The organism is Bacillus xiapuensis, from assembly GCF_002797355.1.
Taxonomy (GTDB): domain Bacteria; phylum Bacillota; class Bacilli; order Bacillales; family Domibacillaceae; genus Bacillus_CE; species Bacillus_CE xiapuensis.
Map to the genome: position 1 here is coordinate 1,419,386 of NZ_KZ454939.1, position 24,978 is coordinate 1,444,363.

A 24,978-nucleotide genomic window follows, 5' to 3' on the forward strand; every position below is an offset into this window, starting at 1 on the left:
GGTTGTTAAGTGGGAGCCGTTCAATTATCATTCGTGTATACTGGAAAGAACGGCGATTTCTATCTATTGTTTCATTGGGAAAAGATGCAGCACTGAATTTGATTTCTTGAATTCTGCAGATGAGTTCTAAATTATTCATTTGCCGTTTTCTGTTCTCGCTTTAAGGGAAATATAGTATCTAGCCAGCATTCAGACGGAGGAGGAACCTGAAGTGAAACCGATCCGTGACCATATTAAAAAAGGTTTAGATGTGCTATTTGTCGGCTTTAACCCGAGTCTCCGTTCAGGAGAAACGGGGCATCATTTTGCCAATCCGACGAATCGATTCTGGACCATTCTTCACCAGTCGGGACTAACACCGAAAAAATACACAGCGCTGGAAGATGAGCGGCTTTTAGACTTAGGATTCGGTCTTACCAATATCGTGTCCCGACCGACGAAAGGCGCGCAAGATATTACGAAGGAAGAATATGAAAGCGGCAGAGTAGAATTGAAAAAGAAAATCGCTTATTATCGTCCGAGAATTGTCTGCTTTGTCGGCAAGGGGGTCTATCAGCAATTCAGCGGCAAAAGAAAAGTGGACTGGGGAAAGCAAGCTGATTCTGTTGTTGCGGGAACTATCGATTTCGTTGCCCCTTCATCAAGCGGTTTAGTACGGATGAAAACAGATGAAATCGCGGCGATTTATCACGAGCTTGCGCGCATGCTGGCCTCTTTAAGAAATCAATCATAAAAGGAGAAGAAGAGCCTATATGTCTATCGTTGTATGGACGGCCATCGTCCTGTTATTTGTCTTGAGCTTTCTCGGTTTGATTTTCCCGGTTATTCCCGGTATTTTCGTCCTTTGGGGCGGTTTTATCCTTTATTACTTCGGTATAAGCCGAGAAGAGCTTTCCGTTATTTTTTGGGCAGGGATGGTGCTGTTAACCATCTTTATCGTTCTGTCTGATCTATTGGCAAACAGTTATTTTGTGAAGAAATACGGCGGCTCCAAATGGGGGGAGCGGGTGGCAACGCTTGCTGTGATTGTAGGATCCTTTATTACACCGCCATTCGGAATCTTGTATGTGCCGTTTTTCGCTGTGCTGATGACCGAATGGTTTATTCAAAAGGATGCGAAGCAGGCATTCAAAGTTGGTTTTGCTACGTTTGTCGGTTTTTTAAGCGGAACGCTTGCCAAGTTTCTCATTCAAGCCATCATGATCATTTGGTTTATTCTTGAAGCGATTTTTTAATGGACAATATGAGAAAACAGCGCCCTGTGAGAGTAGCAGCGCGCTGTTTGTCGGCTTGCGTTTCTTTTACAATCGGCTATTGGCCATTCCTTTTTTTGCGATAACTATTTATAATCGGTATAGTTAGTAGGTAAGAAAGGGAGAAAAAAATGAAAAAATCTATTCAATTATTTCTTTTCCTGCTGCTGTTAGTGATCCTGTCCGGCTGTTTTTCTAAAGAAGAGACAGCGCGGAGTACGGACAAGCAGGAACGTGTGGAATTAACCGTTTCGGCGGCAGCCAGTTTACAAAATGCGCTACTTGAAGTGAAGAAGGAGTTTGAAAAGGAGCATCCTGATATTATGGTCACATTTAATTTTGGGGGATCAGGCGCGCTGAAGCAGCAAATCTCCCAAGGTGCTCCGGCGGATCTTTTTCTCTCAGCTGCTGAGGATCAATTTGATGAATTGGTGAAAGAAGAGCTGATCGATAAAGAGAACGCGACAGATCTAGTCTCTAATGAATTAGTGCTGATTGTTCCGGCATCATCGAAAAAAGATATTCAAACGTTTCACGATATAACGGAAACAGAGCGGTTCGCGCTTGGAACTCCGGAAACAGTGCCCGCGGGCAAATATGCTAAGCAAGCATTGAAAAGCTTAAACATTTGGCAGAAAATTGAAAACCGCGCCGTTTATGCTAAAGATGTCCGCCAAGTGCTAACATACGTAGAAACTGGCAATGCCGATGCCGGTATTGTATACAAGACGGATGCTCAGATTTCATCAAAAGTGAAACTCGCTGATACAGCGAAGAAAGAAACTCATGATCCGATTATTTACCCGGCTGGAATCGTCAGCCATACTTCTTATCCGCAGGAAGCGAAGCAATTTTATCAATTTCTCCAAGCGCAAAAGTCGATGGAGATTTTCGAAAAGTACGGATTCAAAGGGCTGACATAATCTCATGCTAGACAATTTTTGGTCACCGGTTCGTCTGTCCGTTGAAATTGCCTCCGTTTCTGCTCTTATTGTGTTTATTGCAGGAATCTGTCTGGGCAGAATGATGGCCAACCGGACGTTTAAAGGCAAGCTTGTTTTGGAAACTGTCATGTTGCTGCCCTTGGTGCTTCCGCCAACGGTAGTTGGATTTCTTTTAATCATTGTTTTTGGGAAGAATAGTTTCATCGGGCAAGTGATGGAGTGGATCTTTCATCAGCCTGTGATGTTTACATGGTGGGCGGCGGTGATCGCCTCTACTGTTGTCGCTTTTCCGCTGATGTATCAATCCGCTAAAGCAGGGTTTGAAGCGATCGACATGGATATTGAGGAGGCAGCGCGTGTAGACGGTGCGAGCGAGCTTAAAGTTTTTCTGTTTGTTTCTATTCCGCTTGCATTAAAGTCCATTGCTTCTGGCGCCATTCTAAGCTTTACTAGGGCTTTGGGAGAATTTGGGGCGACGCTGATGTTTGCGGGAAATCTTCCTGGAAGAACCCAAACGGCTCCGCTAGCTATTTATACAGCGATGGAAACAGGCGATATGCGAATGGCCTGGATGTGGGTGGTCTGTATGGTGAGCCTTTCCTTTATTCTGCTGCTTTTTGTACATATGATGAGAAGGCCGTGAACAAAAACCGCTGCGATTGCCGAGATCGCAGCGGTTTTTTCTTATCTCTCTGTTGACCCTAACGTTGCGTTATACTTTATTGTTAGAAATGAAGGGGGGCATAAGCATTGAAGGTGAAAGAGGTAGCTGACTTGGCCGGGATTAGTGTCCGTACCTTGCACCATTATGATGAAATTGGATTATTAGTTCCGGACCAAGTCACAGCAGCAGGTTATCGCGTTTATTCCGAAGATAACTTGGAGACGCTTCAGCAAATTCTTTTTTTCAAGGAACTGGACTTTCCTTTAAAGAAAATTAAAGAAATGATCAATAATCCGGCATTTGATCGAAAAGAAGCTCTTCGGCTGCATCGGAAAATGCTGTTGGAAAAACGGCACAGAATAGACCGCTTGCTAAAGATGGTTGATCAAACCATTCAATATATGAAAGGAGAAATCGACATGACCCATAAAGAAAAATTCGCGGGCTTTGATTTTAGCGCCAATCCCTATGAGCAAGAAGCCAGGGAGCGCTGGGGAGACCAAGCAGTCGAAACAGCCAGCGAAAAAATCAGCCAGCTGACGGAGGCAGAACATGAACATTTAGCAGATCTGTGGAATAGCATGGCCTCTCTTCGTCACCATTCGCCAGCATCGAAAGAAGCTCAGGAAGCGATGAAAGCATGGTATGGCCTTCTGAACAAAATAGGAAATTATTCACTGGAGGCCTTTAAAGGGCTGGGGCAGCTGTATGTGGCGGACGAACGGTTCAGGAAGAATATTGATCAATTCGGTGAAGGATTCGCGGGCTTCTTGAAGGAAGCCATGGAAATTTACGCGGAAGAAAATAAACAATAATTATATTATGTTAACTTATATTTCTGATTTGTTCAGCAAGATGGGGCCCCTGTGCCCGGCGGCTGTGCTGGTATGACATTTATCATGTTCCGTACATGACGGGTGCTACTGCAAATTTTCATTTCCTTTCTCTATAATAAAATCATCAATGATGGAAGGGAAATGAATATGGGAATACAAAATGCAAAAAGCTTGCGAAAACAAATGACTCCTTATGAAAAAGTAAATACAAAATCCAGCGTATGGCAACTGGTTAATACGATCGGCCCTTTTTTGCTGACCTGGGTGCTCGCTTATCAAAGCTTGTCCGTAAGCTATGCGCTCACCTTATTATTTGCTGTCATTGGCGCCTTTTTATTGACGAGAGTTTTTATTATTTTCCATGATTGCTGCCATTACTCTTTCTTTAAAAACCGAAAAGCGAATAAAATAATCGGGACTATTACAGGGATACTCACCTTCTTCCCATATGATCAATGGCAGCACAGCCATTCCGTTCATCATGCGACGAGCAGTAATTTAGATAAAAGGGGTACGGGGGATATTTGGATGATGACCGTCGAGGAATATGATGCTGCCTCCTTTTGGACCAAGGTTGCCTACCGCTTATACCGCAATCCTTTCGTTATGTTTGGGTTGGGTCCCATTTATGTGTTTTTGATTACCAACCGCTTTAACAGAAAAGGAGCCCGCTGGAAAGAACGAGTGAACACGTATGTAACGAACGCAGCGCTTGCGGGCATCATTTTTCTCCTTTGCAGCTTAATCGGCTGGGAAGCCTTCCTTTTAGTGCATGGCCCGATCTTTTTAGTAGCCGGAGCAGTGGGGATTTGGCTCTTTTATGTCCAGCATACTTTTGAAGACTCTTACTTCGAAGAAGATGAGCATTGGGACTTTGTGAAAGCGGCCGTTGAAGGAAGTTCCTACTATCAATTACCGAAGCCCTTGCAATGGCTGACAGGCAACATCGGATTTCACCATGTTCATCATTTAAGCCCGAGAGTGCCCAATTACCGGTTAGCGGACGCTCATAAGCATACAGAGCTTTTACGAAACGTTCCCACGGTCACATTAGCGACGAGCTTAACATCCTTGAAATTTCGCTTATGGGATGAAAAAAGCGACACATTCGTGACCTTTAAAGAAGCCAGAGCGTTAAGGAAGAGCAAGCAAAAAAGAGTGTACAGCTCAGTGCCTATTAAGTAACATCACATCGCCATACTCCTACCGCATTCCACTTGCTTGTGGAAGCGGCAGGAATATGGCTGTTCTTTTTTTTATATTTGTTGGCAGTCCTTGATTGTGACTCCTATGCTACAATAACAGAGAAGTTCTTTTTTACTAACAGGTTAAAAGAGGTGATGCAGATGCAAAAACGAAAAAAATTAACGATCTTTCAGCGAGCGTCTGGAATTTCACCATATATATGGAGCGTGTTCAGCATCCTTCCCTTTTACTTCATCTTTCAATCTTCCTCAACGGGAGAAATGATTGTGGGAATTGCGCTGACGATTGTCTTTTTTCTCTCTTATCGTTTTGCCTTTCTTTCAAAAAAATGGCCGGTTTATTTATGGGCGGGCATTTTAATTTCGATTTCCATTACGATGACGATTCTTTTCCAATTTGTATACTTTGCTTTTTATATTGCCTATTACAATGGTAACATTAAAAATCGGGCGGCCTTTATCACGCTATATGTGATTCATTTAGTAGCGACCACCATTTCCATCAATTACAACATCGTGCTTCAAGATCCGCTGTTCTTAAAGCAGCTGCCTTTTATCGTCATCATCTGGATCAGCGTCATTTTGCTTCCGTTTAATATTTACAACCGAAAAAAACAAGAGCAATTAGAAGAACAGCTCCAAGATGCCAACGACCGCATTTCAGATTTAGTCAAGCTGGAAGAGCGCCAGCGGATTGCCCGCGATCTTCATGATACATTGGGGCAGAAATTGTCGCTAATCGGGCTGAAAAGTGATCTGGCGGAAAAGTTAATTTATAAGGATTCGGAAAGCGCCCGCGCGGAATTAAAAGATGTGCAGCAAACGGCCAGAACGGCTTTAAATGAAGTCCGGAAAATGGTGTCTTCTATGAGAGGAACGAGATTAGCGGAAGAGATTGTGCTCGTGAAACAAATCTTAAAAGCGGCGCAAATTGAATTCATCGGCGATCAGGAATGGACATTGCCTAAGACTTCTTTGTTTTTAGAAAATATTTTGGGCATGTGTATGAAAGAAGCAGTGACAAATGTCGTGAAGCATAGCCAAGCGACTGTTTGTCAAATTCAATTCAAACAATCAGACAAAGACATCCAGCTGATCGTCCGCGATAATGGAATTGGGCTGGTGAAAAGCAACGATTTAAACAAGGGAAACGGCTTATTGGGAATGAAAGAGCGTTTAGAATTTGTGAACGGAAGCCTGAATATTGTGGCCGATCAAGGAACAACCATCATCATGACAGTGCCTATTAACGCCAAACAGCAGGAGGGACAAAGATGATTCAAATAGTTATAGCTGAAGACCAGCGAATGCTGTTGGGAGCCTTAGGTTCCTTGCTTAATTTAGAAGAGGATATGGAAGTGGTCGGCAAAGCCACAAACGGTGATGAAGCGATTGCGCTTGTGCAAAAGCTGCAGCCGGATATTTGCATAATGGATATTGAAATGCCGGGAAAAAGTGGACTTGAAGCTGCGGAAGAATTGAAGGGATTTGGCTGCAAAGTCATCATTTTAACGACATTTGCCCGCACGGGGTATTTTCAGCGGGCAATTAAAGCAAAGGTAAGCGGCTACTTGCTAAAGGACAGTCCAAGCGAAGAATTAGCCAACTCGATCCGCAGCATCATGCAGGGACAGAGAATTTATGCTCCAGAATTAATGGATGATTTGTACAGTGAAGAAAATCCTCTGACCGAACGGGAGAAAGAAGTTTTAGAGCTGGTAGCGGAAGGCAAAAGCACCAAAGCCATTGCAGAAACTTTGCAAATCACGCCAGGAACGGTACGGAATTATATATCGACGATCTTTGATAAGCTGGAAGTCAAAAACCGCATTGAAGCGATTTCGCAGTCGAAGAAGAAGGGCTGGTTTAAATAATGGAGCAAACGGCCAGGGAATATAAGCCCCCTGACCGGCAACAGGGGGTCCGCTACATATCATGCCCGCTGTTTTTCTTTTGTCTTGAGTGATTTTTGTTTTTAACTTTATGTGAACCGCTCAATGGCTTGGGCTGTCCGGAAGATTCTGCTGCGGAACGGGCCGAATGCTTATTCATGCCCGGTCACCCCCTTTGCTTTGGAGAATACCATGCGTCATTTCTTGTAAAGCATCTAGCGCGGAACCGGTTATTTTTTCTGTATGATCGTTCGCGCTCTGTTCTTCTGCCTCAGCATACGACATCCGATATGGAAAGCGTTCATCATGCTTAGCGATAGCGTCTTTCCCTTGTTGAACAAAACGTTTCGATTTACTACTGCTTCCCATATAGATCCCTCCGCTGGTTCAGTTTTGGGGCACAGAATTTTCTGTGACACTGTTATGATGCCCAATCACATAAGAAGAATAGCTGGAAAGTTTCTGATGCAGCTGTGAGGAATAGCGGCAAATATTTTTTTATTCTTTGGTATAGAAGGAGAGACGATTGAACATGATAAATAAGGCAAGGAACGAAAACTCCAATGGGGTGATGGTATTGGACAACTATTGTACTGACCCAGATGCGGTATTCTCACGATTCTTCATGTAAATGAGGTGTTTGTCGGAGAACAGGTACAGTTCGGCCAACCATATCAATTTCTTGCATGCCATAACGGTGCGCTCATTTAGCGCACCGTTATTCCGTCTTATGAAGTTATAAGCCATTTTTCAACAAGATGAAAGCCGGATTCTTAGCATCTGATTTTTTATGCGCTGCAGAATGTTTGTTCACAAAAGAGCTGTACGGCTTTTGGCTTGTTTCCCGGAATTCGTATTTGTTAAACTGTGTTGTATAGAAGCCGTTAAAGAGAGAGGGAGGGAGCTATGCCCCAAGCTACGCAGTCATATAAGTTGATTAGGCGGGAAATTAAACAAGGTCAGCAGCACATCTACCAGGAAGAAGCTCATCTTCATTTATTTCAGGATAAAGTGACCACGGCGTCTCATGAATTTGCCCTTCATGAAGTACATGATATGTCTTACCGGAGGTTTTCAGCCGGCTTTGTTTTTTTCTATTTGCATACGATCCGAGGCGTATTTTCTTATCTGGTCACAACAAGTCCTGACCAATTTATCGACACTTATCAGCAAATCAAATAAAAAAAGCCAGAGAGGATGCTCTGGCTTTTTTTATTAAGATGGCTGATACATTGCTTTTATTTGCTTTTGCAGCTCGCTATCGGCCAAATATTCATCATAAGTCATTTCCTTATCTACAAGGCCGCTCGGCGTCAGGTCAATAATACGGTTGGCAATGGTTTGAATAAATTGATGGTCATGAGAAGAAAAGATCAGAGAACCTTTGAAATTTACCAGCCCGTTATTGACGGCTGTGATGGATTCCAAATCTAAATGGTTCGTTGGCTCATCCAAGAGCAGCACATTCGCACCGGACAGCATCATTTTGGAAAGCATGCAGCGAACCTTCTCTCCTCCGGATAGGACGCTTGCTTTTTTCAAGGCTTCCTCACCGGAAAAGAGCATGCGTCCCAGGAACCCGCGAAGGAAGCTTTCACTTTGATCCTCAGGGGAGTATTGGCGAAGCCATTCCACGAGATTCAGATCCGATCCTTCAAAATATTCACTGTTATCCTTCGGGAAATAGGAGCGGCTTGTTGTCACGCCCCATTTATAGGTGCCGCTGTCCGGCTCCATTTCGCCAGCCAATATTTTAAACAGCGTTGTTTTCGCTAATTCGTTCGTCCCCACAAGGGCAATCTTATCATCCTTGTTCATCACAAAGCTAATGTTATCGAGAACTTTCACGCCATCTATCGTTTTTGTTAATTCTTCCACACGCAGAAGGTCATTGCCGATTTCCCGCTCTGGTTTAAAATGGACATACGGATATTTGCGGGAGGACGGTTTAATGTCATCCAATGTAATCTTCTCTAGTAATTTCTTTCGGGAAGTCGCTTGCTTAGATTTAGAAGCATTGGCACTAAAGCGGGCGATAAACCCTTGTAGCTCCTTGATTTTTTCCTCTTTTTTCTTATTGGCATCCTGCGCCATTCTCAGCGCCAATTGACTGGATTCATACCAGAAATCATAGTTGCCGACATAAACTTGAATTTTGCCGAAGTCAAGATCCGCAATATGCGTACAGACTTTGTTTAAGAAGTGACGGTCATGGGAGACAACAATCACCGTGTTTTCAAAGTTAATTAGAAACTCTTCCAGCCATTGGATCGCTTGAATGTCCAAGTGGTTTGTCGGCTCATCAAGAAGCAGGACATCGGGCTTTCCGAACAAAGCTTGAGCCAGCAAGACTTTTACCTTTTCCGAACCTGTTAAGTCCGCCATTTTCTTCGTGTGAAGCTCTTCGGCTATACCTAAGCCTTTTAATAAAATGGCCGCTTCTGATTCGGCTTCCCAGCCATTTAATTCTGCAAATTCACCCTCCAATTCAGCCGCTCTCATGCCATCTTCATCAGAAAAATCAGGCTTCATATAGATCGCGTCCTTTTCTTGCATCACTTCATACAAGCGGGCGTGCCCCATAATCACCGTTTTCAGCACTTCGAATTCTTCAAATTCAAAGTGATTCTGCTTTAATACAGCCATTCGGGAATTCGGCGCCATCGACACGTGCCCCGTTTGCGGCTCAAGCTCTCCAGATAGAATCTTCAAAAAAGTCGATTTGCCCGCTCCGTTTGCTCCGATCAGTCCATAGCAATTTCCTGGCGTGAATTTAATATGAATGTCTTCAAACAGCTTTTTATCGCCAAAGCGCAAGCTGACATCTTGTACAGTAATCAATGTATAAAGTCCTCCATTTTATAGGTAATCGTCTCCGATTATACCATTTCTCCGCCGCAAAAGGGAGAGACAATCGTTAACTTGCTAGGGCTAAAAGAAAGAATGGGCGATCTCCTGAGAAATTAATGTGAAAAACTCTCCTAAAAGCGCGGGACCAACAGGATTAAATATGGAGAAAGGAAAGTCGGAGTTTATGTCAAAAGCGGAAGAGATCAAATGACAGGCCGCTGCGGTGCTGAATTTTCCACATTGTTAATCAGCCGCTTTACCTTATAAGATTCGAATAGCCGAATTAAAAAAGAACCTGTGACCATTGGGAGTCAGGTTCCTTTACGTTTTCGATATAATAGGGCAATCTTTGATGTGCTTAATATGAGTCAGCTCCACTTGATAGGGAGGAGTCATCTGCTTAATGTCACAATAGCCCGCTTCATCTATTCGGATAATTTCGTATTCTTTTTCCCCATATAATATTTTGTCGTGCTCTTTCACGCTCATTCCTCTCCTCATTCATTCATTAAATTCTGTCTGAATCCGTTTGAAAAAACCGCTTCATTCTGCCGGAAAGCCGCCTGTATGCCATCAATGAAGCCGGTGCCGTGGCAATGCTTGCAGACCTTTTGCAGTCCAGAGTTCCGAATAAGAGGAACTCGTCCGAAGCGATTACATTGTTCGCAAACACGCAAATGCATCCAATTCCTCCTTCCGCATAAACTGCACACTTTTTTATTCTTTACCCGTTTACTATATTTTTATTCTGCTTTTTCTCAAAAAGTTTGTGTTATTTCGTTAAATGAAAAAACACCCTCCATAGAAGGTGTTTTTCTTAGAGTTCTATTACTTGCGGAGTTTCCTTTCCGTCATTCATATACCGGATGACAGAAGGAGTGATCTTCAGTACGACGAAGTTCGGATCCTCAGGGCTTTTAAACCATTTGCTTAGTTCGCCATTCCAAAGCTTTTGTTTTAAGTCAGAAGAGCTCGTTATTACAGCGGTTCCTTCAATCTCTAAAAATGCATCTCCATAGCCGTTGCCTGAATAGCCAAGCAGAATGTGAACATTGGGGTTTTCTTCGATTTCTTCCACCTTGTAAGTGTCTTTGCCGGTTGGTGAGTAAAGAGTGAGCTCATCGTGAAAAAATGTCATATAGCGCGTATGCGGTTTGTTCTTCTTAACAGTGGCAAGCGTGCCAACTGGCTGCTCGTCAAGAACCTGCTTGATCTTTTGCATGATTTGTTCTTTATTCATAGAATCCCTCCTTTTAATTTCTTTTATTACTATTCCTTTCTTTTTCTAAATTAAACACATGTTTCTGCGGAGGAGCATACACTATAACTATAATTCCGATAAGAAAAATAGGATTGACTTCCAAAAATTTTCTGATAAAATGAGGATATTAGTTAATTCCTATAAGGAAAGTGGGTGTTAGAGGTGATCACTTATGACTCTTTCAGGGAAAATCCTCCTTTTTTTCCGGAAGACAGCGACACAAAGGGAGCGGCAGAAACCCTTGAGTGGGCGTATAGTCATTATGGCGACCGGCTGGTTTATGCATGCAGCTTCGGCATTGAAGGCATCGTCTTAATCGATTTAATTTCCAATGTACAGCCTGAAGCGCAAATTGTCTTTCTCGATACCGGATATCACTTCAAAGAAACGTATGAGTTGATAGAGAAAGTTAAGAAGCGCTATCCAGCTTTGCGTCTTCATATCCAGCAGCCTGAAAGAACCGTTGAAGAGCAGACTGCTCAATTTGGAGGGCATCTTTGGCAAACGAATCCTAATAAATGCTGCGAATTAAGAAAAATCATTCCATTAACCGCGGCTCTTGAGCCTTATACTGCCTGGATTTCCGGATTGCGCCGAGAGCAGTCGGAAACAAGAAAACGAACGAACTATCTTAATCAGGATCACCGCTTTAAAAAGGTGAAGGTCTGCCCGTTAATTCATTGGACGTGGAAAGATATTTGGCGTTATGTCACGAAGCATCAGCTTGATTATAACCCGCTCCACGATCAAGGATACCCGAGCATCGGCTGCGAAACCTGTACAAAGCCGGCGCTGTCAATCGACGATCTTCGCTCGGGCAGGTGGTCGGGAACAGGAAAGACAGAATGCGGCTTGCATACCAATTAATTTTTTCAGTTAAATCTTAGTAAACTAATTAGAATAATTTAAATAGGGGGATTTTATCATGGCATCTATTCTTCCGCACGGCGGCACGCTAATTCAATTATATGATCCGCATGTTGACCTTTCAGCTGTCGATCAGCGCATTTCCATTGACAAAACAGCATTAAGCGATCTTGAATTGATCAGCACAGGCGCCTACAGCCCGCTTCAAGGCTTTCTAACAAAAGCCGATTACGACCGCGTAGTAACCGATATGCGGCTGTCTGATGGAACGGTTTGGAGTCTTCCCATCACTCTTCCTGTAACGGAGGAACAAGCCGTTTCTTTAGCGGTGGGGGATACCGTACAGCTTCAGTATGAAGAGACGACCTATGGCATCTTAAACATTCAAGATATTTACCGTCCGGATAAGCCGCATGAAGCCGAGCATGTCTACAAGACGGCGGATCCTGCCCATCCGGGTGTCCGAAAGCTTTATCAGCGAGGCGATATTTATTTAGGTGGATCTGTCAAGCTGACTCGCCGGATTGAACGCACGCAATTTAAAGAGTTTTATTTTGATCCTGCAGAAATAAGACAAATCTTTCAAGAAAAGGGCTGGAGACGCATTGTCGGCTTTCAAACACGAAATCCCGTACATCGCGCTCATGAGTACATACAGAAAACAGCCCTTGAAATTGTCGACGGGTTGCTGCTGAATCCGCTTGTCGGAGAAACGAAAGCGGATGATATCCCGGCGGATGTCCGCATGGAAAGCTATCAGGTTTTATTAAATCATTATTACCCTGCCGACCGGGTAAAGCTGGCTGTCTTTCCGGCAGCGATGCGCTATGCGGGTCCGCGGGAAGCCGTGTTTCATGCCATCGTTCGGAAAAACTATGGCTGCACTCACTTTATCGTCGGGCGAGATCATGCCGGTGTCGGGGACTACTACGGAACGTACGATGCCCAAAAGATTTTCAGCCAATTTACGCCGGAGGAAATTGGCATTACCCTGCTCTTTTTTGAACATAGCTTCTACTGTCAAAAATGTGAAGGAATGGCTTCTGCAAAAACATGCCCGCACGAAAGAGAGCATCACATTGTTCTTTCAGGAACCAAAGTGCGGGAAATGCTCCGCTCCGGCGATATTCCGCCTTCCACCTTTAGCCGAAGAGAAGTGGTTGAAGTGCTCATTCGCGGATTGCGTGAGAAAGAAAGGGTGAAATAGGGGGATGGAGGAAATGAGTTCAAATGTCGTGTGGCATGATCAATCGTTAACGAAAGCAAAACGCCGTGAAAAGAATCAGCATCATAGCGCGGTTATTTGGTTTACCGGTCTTTCCGGATCCGGCAAATCGACTGTCGCGAACGCTGCGGCCAAAAGGCTGTATGATTTGGGCGTGCAAACCTATGTGCTGGACGGGGATAATATCCGCCACGGCTTAAATAAAGATCTCGGATTCTCCGAGGAGGAACGGAAAGAAAACATCCGGCGCATCGGCGAAGTGGCAAAACTGTTTGTCGATTGCGGCCAGATCGTCTTCACAGCTTTCATATCTCCTTTTCAGCAGGATCGGCAAACCGTCCGGGAATTATTAGAAACCGATGAGTTTGTGGAGGTTTTTGTAAGCTGTCCGATAGGGGAATGTGAATCGCGTGATCCAAAAGGTCTGTACAAAAAAGCGAGAAGCGGGGATATCCCTGAATTTACCGGTATCTCGTCTCCTTATGAGGAACCCGCATCCCCCGAGATTATTCTTCCTACCGATCAATTAACGGTGAATGAATGCGTGGAGAAGCTGATTGATTATATGAAAGAAAATAATTGGTTCTAGGAGGGAACATCATGGCGTATGAGAAAAATTGGGCCGATAACCCGAAGCTCAATAAACAAGAACAGCGCAAATTAGTCAAGGATGGGCTGGATGTGTTTCAGGATATCCCTTATTACGCGGCCAATGGCTTCGACTCCATTCCAAAAGAAGAATGGGACAGTTTTAAATGGGCAGGGCTGTATTTGCAGCGGCCGAAAGAGGATGGTTATTTCATGATGCGCGTCAAAGTGCCCACCGGCATTTTGACGAACGAACAAGTGATAGCGCTTGCGGAAATCTCTCGAGATTACGGCAGAAATATTTTTGATATCACGACGCGGCAGGCCATCCAATTTCACTGGCTGACGATTGAACAAGTGCCGGATATTTTGGAGCGGCTGGAGCGTGTCGGCCTGTCATCAACCGGCGCTTGCGGAGATATCCCCCGCAATGTCATCGGCAATGCTCTAGCTGGCATTGATCCCGATGAAGTGTTGGATACGCGTCCGCTCGTCAAAGAAGTCGATCAGTTCTTTAAAAACAACCGTGATTTTTCCAATTTGCCCCGCAAATTTAAAATGTCCATCAATGCAAATATTTACAATGCCGGGAATGCAGAGATTAACGATGTCGCTTTTCTCCCTGCGGAAAAGGTGATGGCTGGCGAGAAAAAAATCGGTTTTCATCTCAAGGTCGGCGGCGGTTTGTCGGCAGCGCCAAAGCTGGCCCAGAAACTCGATCTGTTTATACTTCCCGAACAGGTGCTGAACGTATCCATCGCTGCGGCAACGATCTTCCGCGACTTTGGCTACCGGGAAAAACGCCATCGCGCCCGCTTAAAGTTTCTTGTCGAGGACTGGGGGGCGGAGGCTTTTAAAGAGAAGCTTCTCGAATATACAGGTCCTTTGCCAGAAGCGGGAACGGACTTAACGAAAGGGTGGAATGCCGGTTACTTCTACGGAGTAAAGCCGCAAAAGCAAGCCGGACTGAATTATATCGGGTTAAATGTGCCGGTCGGACGCTTAGAAGCCTCGGAAGTGTTTGAGATCGCTCGCATTGCTCGAATGTATGGTAACGGTGAAATCCGCACATGCGGCTCGCAAAACTTAATTATTCCGAATGTTCCGAAAGAAAGTGTGGAAAACGTGTTAAAGGAGCCCGTTTTACAGCGATTGAAAACGGATGCGCCCAAATTTACCGCTTATTCGGTTTCTTGCACAGGCATTGAATACTGCAATTTAGCCTTAACAGAAACCAAAGAGCGCATGAAAAGAATTGCCGCTTATCTTGATGAAGAGCTTTCGCTTGATGTTCCTGTGCGGATCCATATGGTCGGCTGCCCGAATTCCTGCGGCCAGCGGCAGATTGCCGACATCGGCCTTCAAGGCGTTAAAATGCGGAATAAAGATAAGCAGATGGTGGAAGCCTTTGAGATCCATGTGGGAGGCACGCTAGTAAACGGCGGAATATTCAACAAAAAAATCAAAGGTAAAATCCCAGCGGACTTACTTCCGGGTATTTTGAAAAGCATTCTTCAGCATTTCAAAGAAACGAAGCTTCCAGGTGAATCCTTCTATGACTATATCGAACGCACTGGAACGGATTCTTTGCAAAGAAAGCTGGATGAGCTGATGGCAGAAGAGACAATCGTATAAAGAGGGAGATCCATGTATATTTACCGATTTGAAATTAAACAAGGCGAGTCTGTCACCTATGCAGTGATAGCGGCTGAGAATGATGCTGAGGCTTTTGATTTAGCGGAAGCGGAGCTTGAGAAGTATTATTTAACCTTGCCTGATTATGACAATATTACCCTGTTTGAGAAAAAAAGAATAGGAGGAGGGGGCGGATTCGTTCTCCCCGTCTTTCGCGGCTTGAAAAGATAGATGGAGGTGGCTGACGTGGGCAAAGTGTGGCTGGTTGGAGCGGGTCCGGGAGATCCGGAACTGATTACGGTAAAAGGGTTAAAGGCGATTCAGGAAGCGGATGTAATTCTTTATGACCGGTTAATTAGCGAAGAATTGCTGAATTATGCCAAACCGGAAGCGGAGCTGATTTTTTGCGGAAAGCTGCCGAAGCATCACCACTTGCAACAGGAGACGATTCACTGCTTTTTAGTGAAGCACGCAAAGCTCGGAAAGAAGGTCACGAGATTAAAAGGCGGCGATCCATTCGTGTTCGGACGCGGAGGCGAGGAAGCAGAATTTTTGGCGCGGCATGATATCCCATTTGAAATCGTTCCCGGAATAACGTCAGGAATTGCTGCGCCAGCCTATGCGGGCATTCCTGTAACCCACAGGGACTACAGCTCCTCGTTTGCTATCGTCACCGGCCATCGCCGCAATGATCAGTCTGAAGAAGTGAAATGGGCGTCTTTAGCAAACGGCATTGACACATTAGCCATTTATATGGGCATGAAAAACCTTCCTTATATTCAAGAAAAGCTGATCGGACACGGGAAATCCCCCGATACCCCGGCTGCTTTAATTCATTGGGGAACTACGGCGCAGCAGCGCACTGTCACCGGTACACTCGGTGCGATTGCGGATTTAGCCGCAAAGGCAGGCCTGACTAATCCGAGCATGATTGTGATTGGAGACGTCGTGAAGCTAAGGGAAAATATTCAATGGGCGGAAGAATGGCAATGGCCCGATATCCCAGCAGCGGCGGCTGGTGACCGTTCATGAAAGCCGTGCTTTACATTTGCCACGGAAGCCGAGTGAAAAAAGGATGCCAGGAGGCGCTTGATTTTATAGAACGATGCAAGCCGTTAACCGATGTAAAGATACAAGAGGCTTGTTTTTTAGAACTGGCCGAGCCAACGATTGAACAAGGATTCTCTCGATGTGTGGAACGGGGAGCCACGGAAATCATTGTCTTTCCGTTCTTGCTTCTTGAAGCCGGACATGCGAAGAAAGACATTCCGGCCGCACTCAGCAAAGTCTCAGCAAAATTCCCGAAGGTTCGAACGGTTTACAAGAAGCCTGTGGGCGTACATGAAAAAATGATCGACATTTTAATCGAGCGAATGACTGAAAAGGGGGTTCCTGTTTCGAGGGAAGCGTCTGTCCTGATTGTCGGGCGCGGCAGCAGCGATCCTCAAACAGCAGCGGATTTTCAGCGCATTCGCCAATTATTCCGCTCCAAAACCAAGTTAAACGATGTGAATATTTGCTTTTTAGCTGCCGCGACGCCTGCATTTTCAGCAGAATTGCAGCGGCTCTCCGAGAAAGAGACCAAGCAAATATGGGTGCTGCCTTATTTGCTGTTTACCGGTATTTTAATGAAGAAGATGGAGAAAGACATTCAGGAATTATCTGCTTCGACTCCCGTCTTTCTCTGCTCTTATCTTGGCTATCATCCTCACTTATGCCATGTTATCGCTGAGCGCATTGCTGAGGAAGTTACGCAAAAATGATTTATTGTTTAAAAACGGCTTTAAAAAATGGATGGCAAGGAGGAATGAGACATGGAACGCTTTATCATCTTAGCGCTTGTCGGTTTAACCGCTCAATTGGTAGACGGTTCTTTAGGAATGGGATACGGGCTGACTTCCACTACATTGCTGCTGTCAGCCGGCATTGCCCCGGCGGTCGCTTCCGCTTCTGTTCATATGGCGGAGGTTGTCACGGCAGCGGCTTCTGGAGCTTCGCATATCAAATTTGGAAATGTGGATAAAAGCATGGCCAAGCGCCTGATTATTCCCGGTTCCATTGGCGCTTTCTCCGGTGCAACTTTTTTAAGCCATCTAACAGGGGAATACGTCCGATTATATGTCTCGATTTTCTTGCTTTGCTTAGGGCTTTACATTTTATTCCGCTTTTTGAGGATGAAAGATGCCCGCAAGCAGGAACATACCGCTCTTTCCAACCGGTTTTACACGCCGCTCGGCTTTGTCGCTGGATTCTTTGATGCTAGCGGCGGGGGAGGATGGGGGCCGATCGCTACCCCTGCCTTGCTGTCCCAAAAAGGCATGAACCCAAGAAAAGTGATCGGTACCGTAAATGCCAGTGAATTTGCAGTCGCCTTATCAGCCACAGTCGGCTTTCTGCTGTCATTAGGCCCGGGAAAACTCAATTGGCTTTGGGTAGGCGCACTAATGATTGGAGGAATTATTGCCGCTCCTATTTCCGCATGGATCGTTAAGAATCTGCCAACAAAAATGCTTGCCGTTATCGTCAGCGGCATGTTGATTTTTACAAATATTCACGCAATACTCAGTTATACCGCTATCAATTGGGAAACAACCATGTTCATTTACACTTTGATCGCTGTCATATGGAGCTATATCATTTACTGTTTGATCCAAAAAGAAAAGAAGCTCAAGCGAACGAGCAGCGAGCTGTCTATAAATAAATCAACAAAAACATCCTGAGCAAGCTTTCAGGATGTTTTTGTATAATCTTCCAGTCGTATAACCAAAAATGAAAAGGGGAAAGATTTGAATAAATATTCATATTCAAATTTATTCTTACAAAAAATACGGGGTTTAGACAACTATAAATAGATAATTATTCATTTTTAACAGACAAGCTTACAGGTCATATATTTTTGAAAATCTGAATTCGCTATTTTATTTTTTTGAATATGGTTCAATAAAAAAACTCCGATCCAGCCAAGGGATCAAGAGAAATTCATCCGCTATTTTTTTGATATCTCAATATTAAAAGTATTCTATTTATATGAGACAAAAGAAACTATTTTGCTTTAACTTCCTATAATATATATTATGTAAACTCAAAAATCATCATCTGAATCTTAGCCCCCCTCGGACCCCTGCTAACTGTACGAAGACACAGAGTTAAGGACATTTTCAAAGGCTAGCTCTGCTTAATAAGCCGATCATCCCCGCTCCTCCAAATAAAAGAGGAAAACTTCTGCAGCTTTGACCACAAAGTCCGGCTTGACTCGATCAAGGGCGATAATGATGGCGGGATGTTTTTCTGTTGCTCTGCTTTCGAAACTGCGCACGTTAACGATAGTTTTTCCTTTTTCAACAGCTTCTGTGCTTTCAATCTTGTTTCAGAAATCCTAATAGCCAATGATGTTCGAGTCATTTATATTATAAAGAAGAGATGAAACACTCTTCTGCTATGAAAAAGAAGGATTACTAATGAATACACTAACTATTAATGAACTTCAAACCCATAAGGAAATCCTTGAAGCCTTTTCAGTAATGAATCAATTACGCACACATCTTGATGAAAAATCCTATCTTGATTTAGTAATAGAGGCAAAAGAAAAGGACATGTATAAGTTATTTGCCTTGTATGATCATGGAGAAATTGTTGCTCTTACTGGATTTAAACCCATGATAACTCTTTACTACGGACGTTTTGTGTGGGTTTGTGATTTAGTCACCGATAAAAACAAGCGTTCAAATGGATATGGTGAAAAGCTCCTTTCTTTCGTACATAAATGGGCTGCAGAAAATGGCTACCAAAGCGTCGCCCTGTCATCAGGTGTACAGCGAGTTGATGCACACCGATTTTACGAGGAAAAAATGGGTTATGACAAAGCAAGTTATGTCTTTAAAAAAAATCTGGATTTGTAATTCTACCGCTATCGGGCGCGGTTGTTAAACCTCAGCCTAATTTCTCTTGAGCCAGAAAAGAAATTAGGCTTTATATATATGCACTGAAAAATCCAGCCGCTACCGGTTCCTCCAATAGCGGGCCATTATGAAAACAGCTGTTAAAGACAGCAGGCTGGTAAAAATGAACACTCCGCTTATCCCGCTTGTTTCAGCGGCGATGCCTGCTGCAAAGGGTCCAAGGAAGATCCCCAGCGCATAAAAAGACTGATAGAAGCCCATTGCTGACATCTTCAGCTTAGGCGGACTGGATCGAATCACTTCTCCAAGTAAGAGCGGAAAAATAAAGCCGAGTGTCAGGCCAAGTCCTGAATGAACGGCACTTAGAGCAAGCAGTGAAGCAGTGAAAGGCACAAGCGCCAGAAGAACCGCTGTCAAACCGAAACTGATGAGCAGCACGGATTTATAAAGACGGCTGTGCAGTTCATAAATCGTAAGAATGAATGAAGCTAGCGCATGCGGAATAAAAAAGGCGGAAATTAGCCAAATAAATGATGTTTTTGCCGCCTTCATTTCAGCGGCGGCCACCGGGCTGAAGCCGAAGATCGTAATAAATAAAATAGCGTGAGCGATCAAGGATAACAAGGTAAGTAAAGGCAGATTCGGTAGGGTTACAGTTTGTTTGATAAAGCTTCCGAAACCTGAAAGCTTCACCTCCCCCCCTTCTTGGCTTAGGTCTTTAATCTTCCAGGCAAAGAAAATTCCAAATACTGAAGCGGCTGCGCCAAGCCAAAAAGGCAGACGCCAGCCCCATAAATGAACGAGATAACCGCAGATGGCCATGCTGAAGAATTGTGTTGCGACGGTAATGAATTGAATTGTTCCCATCGCTTTAGAGGACTGTCCTGGTCTATAGTAATAAGAATACAGCACCGTTGCCATTACCCACATTGCCGCTGTCACGCCTGCCAGCAAGCGGGCGATTAAAACCATGGCAAACGAATCAAAAAGAGCGAGCAGCAGATCGCTGGTGAGCGCTATCACAAATCCCCAAATGAACAAACTCTTTCGAAGCGATCGTAAAAAATCCGACAGCATCCCAAGCGGAAAGCGCAGCAGAATTTGCGTGATGCCATAGCTGCCTAAAACGAAGCCGATCGCCGAATAAGAAAAGCCAATCGACTGTAAATACACACTAAAAACAGGGGTGTAAATATAAATAGCGAACCAAAAACAAAATATAGCTGCGACAAAGTAAACATGATCTTTTCTAGAGATCGTGTCCGAATTCTGTATTTCCACAGCCTCCATTCCTCTCACATCCTTTCATGATCAATAAAAAACAGCGCAGCCTGGTTGCACCGCGCTGTTTTTTATTGATGTAAAACTGACAAACTAGTAGAAGCTGCCCGCTTTCTGCCGCTGACAAAGGATTTCAACAATTCGGTCTCCTACGTCTGAAGTGGAAGCGGTTCCTCCGAGATCCGGTGTAAGAACGATACGCTCTTCCATTACTGTTTCAATAGCATCAAGGAGCATCGCGCCCGCTTCTTCACATCCAAAGAAATCAAACATTTGGCTTGCAGACCAGATAGCCGCCAGCGGGTTCGCTATTCCTTTGCCCGCTATGTCCGGTGCAGAACCGTGTATAGGTTCAAACATTGAAGGCCACTCTTTTTCTGGATTAATATTAGCTCCGGCCGCAAGTCCCATGCCGCCTGCAAGCGCAGCTCCGAGATCTGTCAATATATCGCCGAATAAATTGGAGGTCACCACAACTTCAAAACGGGACGGATCCTTTACCATTAGCATCGCAGCGGCATCAACCAGATAAGAATAGGTTTGGACTTCCGGATAGTCCCGGCTGACCTCTTCAAATACTTGATCCCAGAATACCATTGAATAGTTGAGTGCATTAGCCTTGCTGATGCTTGTCAGAGTTCTGCCTGATTTGGCGGCTTCCTCGAATGCGTAGCGAATAATCCTCTCTGTGCCTTTTCGGGAAAAAACCCCGGTTTGCAGCACCAATTCCTCTGGCTTTCCCTGAAAGATCCACTCGCCTAAACCGGCATACTCCCCTTCGCTGTTTTCACGGATGAACAGCATATCAATTGTTTCTTTTGTTCCTCCCTCGATCGGGCAGGGAGCCCCATTCAATAGCTTTATAGGGCGAATATTGACATACTGATCAAATTCCTTGCGAATTCGCAGCAGCAAATCCCAAAGAGAGATATGGTCCGGTACGCCCGGATAGCCAACGGCTCCAAGATAAATCGCATCGAATCTTTTTAATTGCTCCATGCCGTCATCCGCCATCATTTTGCCGTGCTTTAAGTAATATTCACATCCCCAGGGGAAGGAAGTGAATGCCAATCGCATGCGCCCATCTAACTCCGCCGCTTTCTTCATCACTTTGATTCCTTCTGAGATTACTTCCGGTCCAATACCGTCTCCTGGAATCACAGCAACATTAATCGTCTTCATTTCTATTTACTCTTTCATTCTCCAAGTTGACGACAACGGTAACCGTCTTGACAAGTTCTTGGATCGCATATGCAGGCCCTTCCTTGCCGCTGCCGCTTTCTTTTACGCCGCCATATGGCATTTGATCCGTCCGGTAGCAGCACGTATCATTAATTACGACACCGCCTACATCAAGCAAATAAGGAATTTTATAAGATAAATGTAAATCGGCTGTATAAATGCCTGCCTGCAGTCCATATTTTGAATCATTTACAAGCTCAATCGCTTCTTCGATTTCATCATATATGAAAAGCGAGACAATCGGTGCAAATACTTCCTCATCAACAACCTTCATGCCTTTTTGAACATTCGTCAGAACGGTGGGATAGAGGATATTACCTTCGCGGATGCCGCCGGTCAACGCGGCAGCTCCAGCCTCCTTGGCTTCAATAATCCATTGTTCGGCACGTTTGGCTTCTTTTTCACTTATCATCGGACCGACATCGGTATCCGGATGCAAGGGATCACCCACTTTAAGCAAGGAAACTTCATCCATGAACTTTTTAAGAAATGACTTATAAATGGCACTGTTAATTAAAATCCGCTGGACGGAAATGCAAATTTGTCCAGCATGGGCAAAAGCCATTTTGGCCAGCTGCGAGGCTGCTTTTTCAATATCAGCATCGCTATGCACAATGGTTGCGGAGTTAGAGCCGAGCTCCAATGTGGCTTTCCGAAGTCCGATTGTTTGCTGGATGTGCTTGCCAACGCCAGGGGAACCTGTAAATGTATAGTGGGCAATCCGCTCGTCGTGAAGCAGCTGTTCACCTACTGTGCGGCCGCTTCCCACCACGCATTGGACATAGCCTTTAGGCACACCTGCTTGCTCCAGCAGTTCACATAGCTTAACCGCAACCGTCGCTGTATCCGATGCCGGTTTAATAATAACCGGATTGCCGGCTGCCAAGGCCGGGGCGACTTTGTGGACGACTAGATTTAATGGGAAGTTAAAAGGTGTAATAGCCGCTACCGCCCCGATCGGCTTTTTCACTGTATAAAGAAAGCGGTCCGGTACATTGTAATTGGGAATGATCTCTCCAACGAGCTTTTTCGCTTCCTCTGCCGCCAGCTGAAGCGTCGCCACAGAACGTTTGACTTCCACCTTCGCGTCCTTAATAGGCTTTCCTCCTTCTTGAGCGATCACAAGGGCAAACTCTTCCAGGTGTTCTTGCAAAAGGTCGGCTGCGCTCATCAATACGGTATAACGGTAACTGGGGACAAATGCAATATGCTTGTAAGCATGCACCGCCGATTCAACCGCCCGATCGACAATCTTCTCATCCGCCAATCCAACCTCAGAAAAAAGCTCCCCAGTAAATTTGTTATACACCTTATGAGTGTTCTCTGTATCGATCCACTGACCATTAATGAACAACTTTTGTTTTAGGATACTGCTTTGCATTTGCTCCTCTCCCATCTCAGTGTAATAGCATACATAAACTTTCCGGCAGTCAATCTGTGCAACATTTTTTCTTTACGACTTTCTTAGCTGCTTGAACAATATAAGAAGAAGAAATCTCATACTTTTCCAGCATTTCCTCGTTTGGCCCTGATTCGGAATTGCGGTCTTTAACGCCGATGCGCAGCATAGGAGCGGGCTTTTCTTCCACAAGCACTTCGGCTACCGCGCTGCCAAGGCCACCATATATGCTGTGTTCCTCCGCTGTAACGATCGCACCAGATGTCTCGGCGGCACTTATAATCGCTTCTTTATCAATTGGCTTTATAGTCGGCATATGAATAACAGCTGCCAAGATCCCTTCTTGCGCAAGCTGTTCAGCGGCTTCAAGGGCGCGGCTTGTTTCTGTTCCTGTTGAGATAATAGCTACATCGCTTCCTTCTTTTAACGTCACCGCTTTGCCAAATTCAAACTGATAACCTTCAGAAAATATGACTGGATACGGATCGCGTGCCATCCGTATATACACCGGTCCTTCATAACGATGGGCAAACTTCATAACTTCTTTCACTTCCACACCGTCTGCCGGAGCGAGCACAACCATATGGGCAAGGGAACGAAAAATCGCTAGATCCTCAAGCGCTTGATGAGTTTTGCCGGTAAGCCCGGTCAACAAACCGCTGTATCCGCCGATCATTTTCACATTTAGCTCCGGCTGGGCAATTTGCACTTGAATTTGATCAATCGCCCGCTTAGAAAGAAAAGCTGCGAACGTTGCAGCCCAAGGCTGTAACCCTGTCGTCGCAAGACCTGCCGCCACGCTCATCATATTTTGTTCAGCGATCCCCATTTGCAAGAATTTTTCAGGGTTGCGGGTTGCCACTTTATCGATTTTTGTTGAATTGGCTAAATCCCCGTCCAGAACATACACTTTCTCATCATCGAGTGATAATTGAAGCAGTGTCTCACCAAAAACATCTCTCATGGACACTTTGTCAGCTGACTTAATCGCTTTCATCCTTGACCCTCCATTTCAATTTCTTGTATGGCCTCACGGAGCTCTTCCTCTGTCGGAACGCGGGAGTGCCATAAGTACTCGTTTTCCATAAAGGCTACGCCTTTCCCTTTGACAGTATGGGCGATGATTATCGTTGGCTTTCCTTTAACCGTCCGCGCCTTGGCCAATGCCTCGGCAATTTGCAAAGCATCATGCCCATCTATGCTGATTACATGCCATCCAAATGCCTCCCATTTCTTTTCAGGTTGAGTCATAGGGATTTGCCGTTTTCCATTCCCGCCATCCCAGCCAAATTGCTGAAGTTTATTGAAATCAAGAATCACAGCTAAATTATCAAGGCCGTATTTCGCAGCCACATCTGCCGCTTCCCACACTTGGCCTTCTTGGGATTCTCCGTCTCCCACCATGCAATAGGTGCGAAATGCTTTGTTTTGCAGTTTCGCGCCAAGCGCCATTCCAACTGCTGCTGAAATCCCCTGTCCGAGTGATCCAGTGGACATATCCAGACCCGGAAGAGCTTTCATATCAGGATGCGCCTGCAAACGGGAGTTGAGCGAATCAAATGTATTTAACTCTTCTACCGGGAAATACCCTCTTAAAGCTAAAACAACATACAGGGCAATGGCTGAGTGTCCTTTTGACAGGACGAAACGGTCACGGTCCTCTTGTCGCGGCTGGCGAGGGTCAATATTCAGCTCATTAAAATACAGATTGACCAATAGATCGACCGCTGACATCGGACCGCCAATATGGCCGGCTCCTGCATGATGGACCGTTTCAACAATCAGCCGTCTAGTTTCGGCTGATTTCTTCTTTAAAAAATGGATTTTATCTTCTTTAAGCAATTGACTCATTTTTCATCCTCCCAGTTTTAAGTTTATCGGCAAGAACAGTTAAAATAGGTTAAGCGCTTTACCTAAAGGGTGAAAAAACGACAAGA

At 44.8% G+C, this 24,978-nt stretch carries 29 protein-coding genes; 18 read left to right on the plus strand and 11 right to left on the minus strand.

The annotated features are described in order from the left end of the window. Positions 1–211 precede the first annotated feature (211 nt). The 8 genes from mug to CEF20_RS07055 all read left to right on the plus strand — a co-directional run bounded on the left by mug (position 212) and on the right by CEF20_RS07055 (position 6,776). Positions 212–733 carry a G/U mismatch-specific DNA glycosylase gene (gene mug / locus CEF20_RS07020; RefSeq protein ID WP_100331130.1) on the plus strand — a complete coding sequence of 174 codons (522 nt, stop codon included), beginning with the start codon at positions 212–214 and terminating at the stop codon, positions 731–733. A 19-nt stretch (positions 734–752) separates the two neighbouring features. After that, on the plus strand, positions 753–1,235 hold the full coding sequence (locus tag CEF20_RS07025; protein ID WP_100331131.1) for a DUF456 domain-containing protein: 483 nt from the start codon (positions 753–755) through the stop codon (positions 1,233–1,235). A gap of 149 nt (positions 1,236–1,384) precedes the next feature. Continuing rightward, a complete protein-coding gene (modA, locus tag CEF20_RS07030; protein ID WP_100331132.1) occupies positions 1,385–2,176 on the plus strand; it encodes a molybdate ABC transporter substrate-binding protein in 792 nt (263 codons plus the stop codon). A gap of 4 nt (positions 2,177–2,180) precedes the next feature. After that, positions 2,181–2,840, plus strand: coding sequence for a molybdate ABC transporter permease subunit (gene modB / locus CEF20_RS07035; RefSeq protein ID WP_100331133.1), 660 nt, complete (start codon positions 2,181–2,183; stop codon positions 2,838–2,840). A gap of 107 nt (positions 2,841–2,947) precedes the next feature. After that, a complete protein-coding gene (locus CEF20_RS07040; protein ID WP_100331134.1) occupies positions 2,948–3,676 on the plus strand; it encodes a MerR family transcriptional regulator in 729 nt (242 codons plus the stop codon). Between the two features lie 168 nt (positions 3,677–3,844). Continuing rightward, the gene (locus CEF20_RS07045) at positions 3,845–4,882 is read left to right on the plus strand and encodes a Delta(5) desaturase DesA (RefSeq protein WP_100331135.1); all 1,038 of its coding nucleotides are present in this window, start codon (positions 3,845–3,847) and stop codon (positions 4,880–4,882) included. 161 nt (positions 4,883–5,043) lie between these two features. Further along, a complete protein-coding gene (locus CEF20_RS07050; protein ID WP_100331136.1) occupies positions 5,044–6,180 on the plus strand; it encodes a sensor histidine kinase in 1,137 nt (378 codons plus the stop codon). Continuing rightward, the gene (locus CEF20_RS07055; protein WP_100331137.1) at positions 6,177–6,776 is read left to right on the plus strand and encodes a response regulator transcription factor; all 600 of its coding nucleotides are present in this window, start codon (positions 6,177–6,179) and stop codon (positions 6,774–6,776) included. The genes CEF20_RS07050 and CEF20_RS07055 overlap by 4 nt, the downstream gene beginning before the upstream one ends. 52 nt (positions 6,777–6,828) lie before the next feature. On the opposite strand, the gene CEF20_RS07060 is transcribed toward CEF20_RS07055, so the two are convergent. Together CEF20_RS07060 and CEF20_RS07065 are read right to left on the minus strand one after the other, a co-directional pair. Beyond that, complete coding sequence (locus CEF20_RS07060) at positions 6,829–6,954, minus strand: small acid-soluble spore protein P (protein ID WP_100331138.1); 126 nt, start codon at positions 6,952–6,954, stop codon at positions 6,829–6,831. After that, the gene (locus tag CEF20_RS07065; protein WP_100331139.1) at positions 6,951–7,163 is read right to left on the minus strand and encodes a competence protein; all 213 of its coding nucleotides are present in this window, start codon (positions 7,161–7,163) and stop codon (positions 6,951–6,953) included. The genes CEF20_RS07060 and CEF20_RS07065 overlap by 4 nt, the downstream gene beginning before the upstream one ends. Before the next feature lie 537 nt (positions 7,164–7,700). On the opposite strand from CEF20_RS07065, the gene CEF20_RS07070 reads away from it, so the two are divergent. Continuing rightward, positions 7,701–7,976, plus strand: coding sequence for a hypothetical protein (locus tag CEF20_RS07070; RefSeq protein WP_100331140.1), 276 nt, complete (start codon positions 7,701–7,703; stop codon positions 7,974–7,976). Between the two features lie 33 nt (positions 7,977–8,009). Here the strand turns inward: CEF20_RS07070 and CEF20_RS07075 are convergent, their stop codons facing one another. The 4 genes from CEF20_RS07075 to CEF20_RS07085 form a co-directional block, all read right to left on the minus strand. Next, positions 8,010–9,635, minus strand: coding sequence for an ABC-F family ATP-binding cassette domain-containing protein (locus CEF20_RS07075; RefSeq protein ID WP_100331141.1), 1,626 nt, complete (start codon positions 9,633–9,635; stop codon positions 8,010–8,012). 330 nt (positions 9,636–9,965) lie between these two features. Beyond that, the gene (locus CEF20_RS16555) at positions 9,966–10,133 is read right to left on the minus strand and encodes a hypothetical protein (RefSeq protein WP_157796212.1); all 168 of its coding nucleotides are present in this window, start codon (positions 10,131–10,133) and stop codon (positions 9,966–9,968) included. 8 nt (positions 10,134–10,141) lie between these two features. Next, the gene (locus tag CEF20_RS07080) at positions 10,142–10,327 is read right to left on the minus strand and encodes a hypothetical protein (protein ID WP_100331142.1); all 186 of its coding nucleotides are present in this window, start codon (positions 10,325–10,327) and stop codon (positions 10,142–10,144) included. Between the two features lie 134 nt (positions 10,328–10,461). Next, entirely contained in the window at positions 10,462–10,884 is a 423-nt protein-coding gene (locus tag CEF20_RS07085) for a pyridoxamine 5'-phosphate oxidase family protein (protein WP_100331143.1), read from the minus strand. Between the two features lie 183 nt (positions 10,885–11,067). On the opposite strand from CEF20_RS07085, the gene CEF20_RS07090 reads away from it, so the two are divergent. The 9 genes from CEF20_RS07090 (at position 11,068) to CEF20_RS07130 (ending at position 19,119) form a co-directional block, all read left to right on the plus strand. Next, the gene (locus CEF20_RS07090; RefSeq protein ID WP_100331144.1) at positions 11,068–11,772 is read left to right on the plus strand and encodes a phosphoadenylyl-sulfate reductase; all 705 of its coding nucleotides are present in this window, start codon (positions 11,068–11,070) and stop codon (positions 11,770–11,772) included. 58 nt (positions 11,773–11,830) lie between these two features. Continuing rightward, positions 11,831–12,979 carry a sulfate adenylyltransferase gene (sat, locus tag CEF20_RS07095; RefSeq protein WP_100331145.1) on the plus strand — a complete coding sequence of 383 codons (1,149 nt, stop codon included), beginning with the start codon at positions 11,831–11,833 and terminating at the stop codon, positions 12,977–12,979. Positions 12,980–12,992: 13 nt separating this feature from the next. After that, positions 12,993–13,586: an adenylyl-sulfate kinase gene (gene cysC / locus CEF20_RS07100; RefSeq protein WP_100331146.1), complete on the plus strand. Its 594-nt coding sequence runs from the start codon at positions 12,993–12,995 to the stop codon at positions 13,584–13,586. An 11-nt stretch (positions 13,587–13,597) separates the two neighbouring features. After that, positions 13,598–15,220, plus strand: a complete 1,623-nt coding sequence (locus tag CEF20_RS07105) for a nitrite/sulfite reductase (RefSeq protein WP_100331147.1) — start codon at positions 13,598–13,600, stop codon at positions 15,218–15,220. Between the two features lie 12 nt (positions 15,221–15,232). After that, a complete protein-coding gene (locus tag CEF20_RS07110) occupies positions 15,233–15,451 on the plus strand; it encodes a DUF3906 family protein (RefSeq protein WP_100331148.1) in 219 nt (72 codons plus the stop codon). Between the two features lie 15 nt (positions 15,452–15,466). Next, the gene (gene cobA, locus CEF20_RS07115; protein WP_198508474.1) at positions 15,467–16,252 is read left to right on the plus strand and encodes a uroporphyrinogen-III C-methyltransferase; all 786 of its coding nucleotides are present in this window, start codon (positions 15,467–15,469) and stop codon (positions 16,250–16,252) included. After that, positions 16,249–16,983, plus strand: coding sequence for a sirohydrochlorin chelatase (locus CEF20_RS07120; RefSeq protein ID WP_100331150.1), 735 nt, complete (start codon positions 16,249–16,251; stop codon positions 16,981–16,983). The genes cobA and CEF20_RS07120 overlap by 4 nt, the downstream gene beginning before the upstream one ends. Before the next feature lie 51 nt (positions 16,984–17,034). Next, positions 17,035–17,940: a sulfite exporter TauE/SafE family protein gene (locus CEF20_RS07125; protein WP_100331151.1), complete on the plus strand. Its 906-nt coding sequence runs from the start codon at positions 17,035–17,037 to the stop codon at positions 17,938–17,940. A gap of 738 nt (positions 17,941–18,678) precedes the next feature. After that, on the plus strand, positions 18,679–19,119 hold the full coding sequence (locus CEF20_RS07130; RefSeq protein ID WP_100331152.1) for a GNAT family N-acetyltransferase: 441 nt from the start codon (positions 18,679–18,681) through the stop codon (positions 19,117–19,119). 99 nt (positions 19,120–19,218) lie between these two features. Here the strand turns inward: CEF20_RS07130 and CEF20_RS07135 are convergent, their stop codons facing one another. The 5 genes from CEF20_RS07135 to CEF20_RS07155 form a co-directional block, all read right to left on the minus strand. Continuing rightward, positions 19,219–20,409: an MFS transporter gene (locus CEF20_RS07135; RefSeq protein WP_100331153.1), complete on the minus strand. Its 1,191-nt coding sequence runs from the start codon at positions 20,407–20,409 to the stop codon at positions 19,219–19,221. 84 nt (positions 20,410–20,493) lie between these two features. Next, the gene (locus tag CEF20_RS07140; RefSeq protein WP_100331154.1) at positions 20,494–21,582 is read right to left on the minus strand and encodes a tartrate dehydrogenase; all 1,089 of its coding nucleotides are present in this window, start codon (positions 21,580–21,582) and stop codon (positions 20,494–20,496) included. Continuing rightward, positions 21,569–23,023, minus strand: a complete 1,455-nt coding sequence (locus tag CEF20_RS07145; protein ID WP_100331155.1) for an aldehyde dehydrogenase family protein — start codon at positions 23,021–23,023, stop codon at positions 21,569–21,571. The genes CEF20_RS07140 and CEF20_RS07145 overlap by 14 nt, the downstream gene beginning before the upstream one ends. Before the next feature lie 49 nt (positions 23,024–23,072). Beyond that, entirely contained in the window at positions 23,073–24,038 is a 966-nt protein-coding gene (locus tag CEF20_RS07150; RefSeq protein WP_100331156.1) for a transketolase family protein, read from the minus strand. Continuing rightward, on the minus strand, positions 24,035–24,892 hold the full coding sequence (locus CEF20_RS07155; protein WP_100331157.1) for a transketolase: 858 nt from the start codon (positions 24,890–24,892) through the stop codon (positions 24,035–24,037). Before CEF20_RS07155 ends, CEF20_RS07150 begins: the two co-directional genes overlap by 4 nt. Between the last annotated feature and the right edge of the window lie 86 nt (positions 24,893–24,978).

Bases quoted from the DNA above. Each gene is read 5' to 3' on its own strand.
- CEF20_RS07130 (WP_100331152.1), top strand. From the start codon at position 18,679: ATGAATACACTAACTATTAATGAACTTCAAACCCATAAGGAAATCCTT.
- CEF20_RS07135 (WP_100331153.1), bottom strand. From the start codon at position 20,409: ATGGAGGCTGTGGAAATACAGAATTCGGACACGATCTCTAGAAAAGAT.
- CEF20_RS07065 (WP_100331139.1), bottom strand. From the start codon at position 7,163: ATGGGAAGCAGTAGTAAATCGAAACGTTTTGTTCAACAAGGGAAAGAC.
- CEF20_RS07085 (WP_100331143.1), bottom strand. From the start codon at position 10,884: ATGAATAAAGAACAAATCATGCAAAAGATCAAGCAGGTTCTTGACGAG.
- CEF20_RS07110 (WP_100331148.1), top strand. From the start codon at position 15,233: ATGTATATTTACCGATTTGAAATTAAACAAGGCGAGTCTGTCACCTAT.
- sat (WP_100331145.1), top strand. From the start codon at position 11,831: ATGGCATCTATTCTTCCGCACGGCGGCACGCTAATTCAATTATATGAT.
- CEF20_RS07155 (WP_100331157.1), bottom strand. From the start codon at position 24,892: ATGAGTCAATTGCTTAAAGAAGATAAAATCCATTTTTTAAAGAAGAAA.
- CEF20_RS07145 (WP_100331155.1), bottom strand. From the start codon at position 23,023: ATGCAAAGCAGTATCCTAAAACAAAAGTTGTTCATTAATGGTCAGTGG.
- CEF20_RS07120 (WP_100331150.1), top strand. From the start codon at position 16,249: ATGAAAGCCGTGCTTTACATTTGCCACGGAAGCCGAGTGAAAAAAGGA.
- CEF20_RS07125 (WP_100331151.1), top strand. From the start codon at position 17,035: ATGGAACGCTTTATCATCTTAGCGCTTGTCGGTTTAACCGCTCAATTG.
- modB (WP_100331133.1), top strand. From the start codon at position 2,181: ATGCTAGACAATTTTTGGTCACCGGTTCGTCTGTCCGTTGAAATTGCC.
- CEF20_RS07050 (WP_100331136.1), top strand. From the start codon at position 5,044: ATGCAAAAACGAAAAAAATTAACGATCTTTCAGCGAGCGTCTGGAATT.
- CEF20_RS07045 (WP_100331135.1), top strand. From the start codon at position 3,845: ATGGGAATACAAAATGCAAAAAGCTTGCGAAAACAAATGACTCCTTAT.
- modA (WP_100331132.1), top strand. From the start codon at position 1,385: ATGAAAAAATCTATTCAATTATTTCTTTTCCTGCTGCTGTTAGTGATC.
- CEF20_RS07055 (WP_100331137.1), top strand. From the start codon at position 6,177: ATGATTCAAATAGTTATAGCTGAAGACCAGCGAATGCTGTTGGGAGCC.
- CEF20_RS07150 (WP_100331156.1), bottom strand. From the start codon at position 24,038: ATGAAAGCGATTAAGTCAGCTGACAAAGTGTCCATGAGAGATGTTTTT.
- CEF20_RS07080 (WP_100331142.1), bottom strand. From the start codon at position 10,327: ATGCATTTGCGTGTTTGCGAACAATGTAATCGCTTCGGACGAGTTCCT.
- CEF20_RS07070 (WP_100331140.1), top strand. From the start codon at position 7,701: ATGCCCCAAGCTACGCAGTCATATAAGTTGATTAGGCGGGAAATTAAA.
- CEF20_RS07105 (WP_100331147.1), top strand. From the start codon at position 13,598: ATGGCGTATGAGAAAAATTGGGCCGATAACCCGAAGCTCAATAAACAA.
- CEF20_RS07140 (WP_100331154.1), bottom strand. From the start codon at position 21,582: ATGAAGACGATTAATGTTGCTGTGATTCCAGGAGACGGTATTGGACCG.
- cysC (WP_100331146.1), top strand. From the start codon at position 12,993: ATGAGTTCAAATGTCGTGTGGCATGATCAATCGTTAACGAAAGCAAAA.
- CEF20_RS07060 (WP_100331138.1), bottom strand. From the start codon at position 6,954: ATGAATAAGCATTCGGCCCGTTCCGCAGCAGAATCTTCCGGACAGCCC.
- CEF20_RS16555 (WP_157796212.1), bottom strand. From the start codon at position 10,133: ATGAGCGTGAAAGAGCACGACAAAATATTATATGGGGAAAAAGAATAC.
- CEF20_RS07025 (WP_100331131.1), top strand. From the start codon at position 753: ATGTCTATCGTTGTATGGACGGCCATCGTCCTGTTATTTGTCTTGAGC.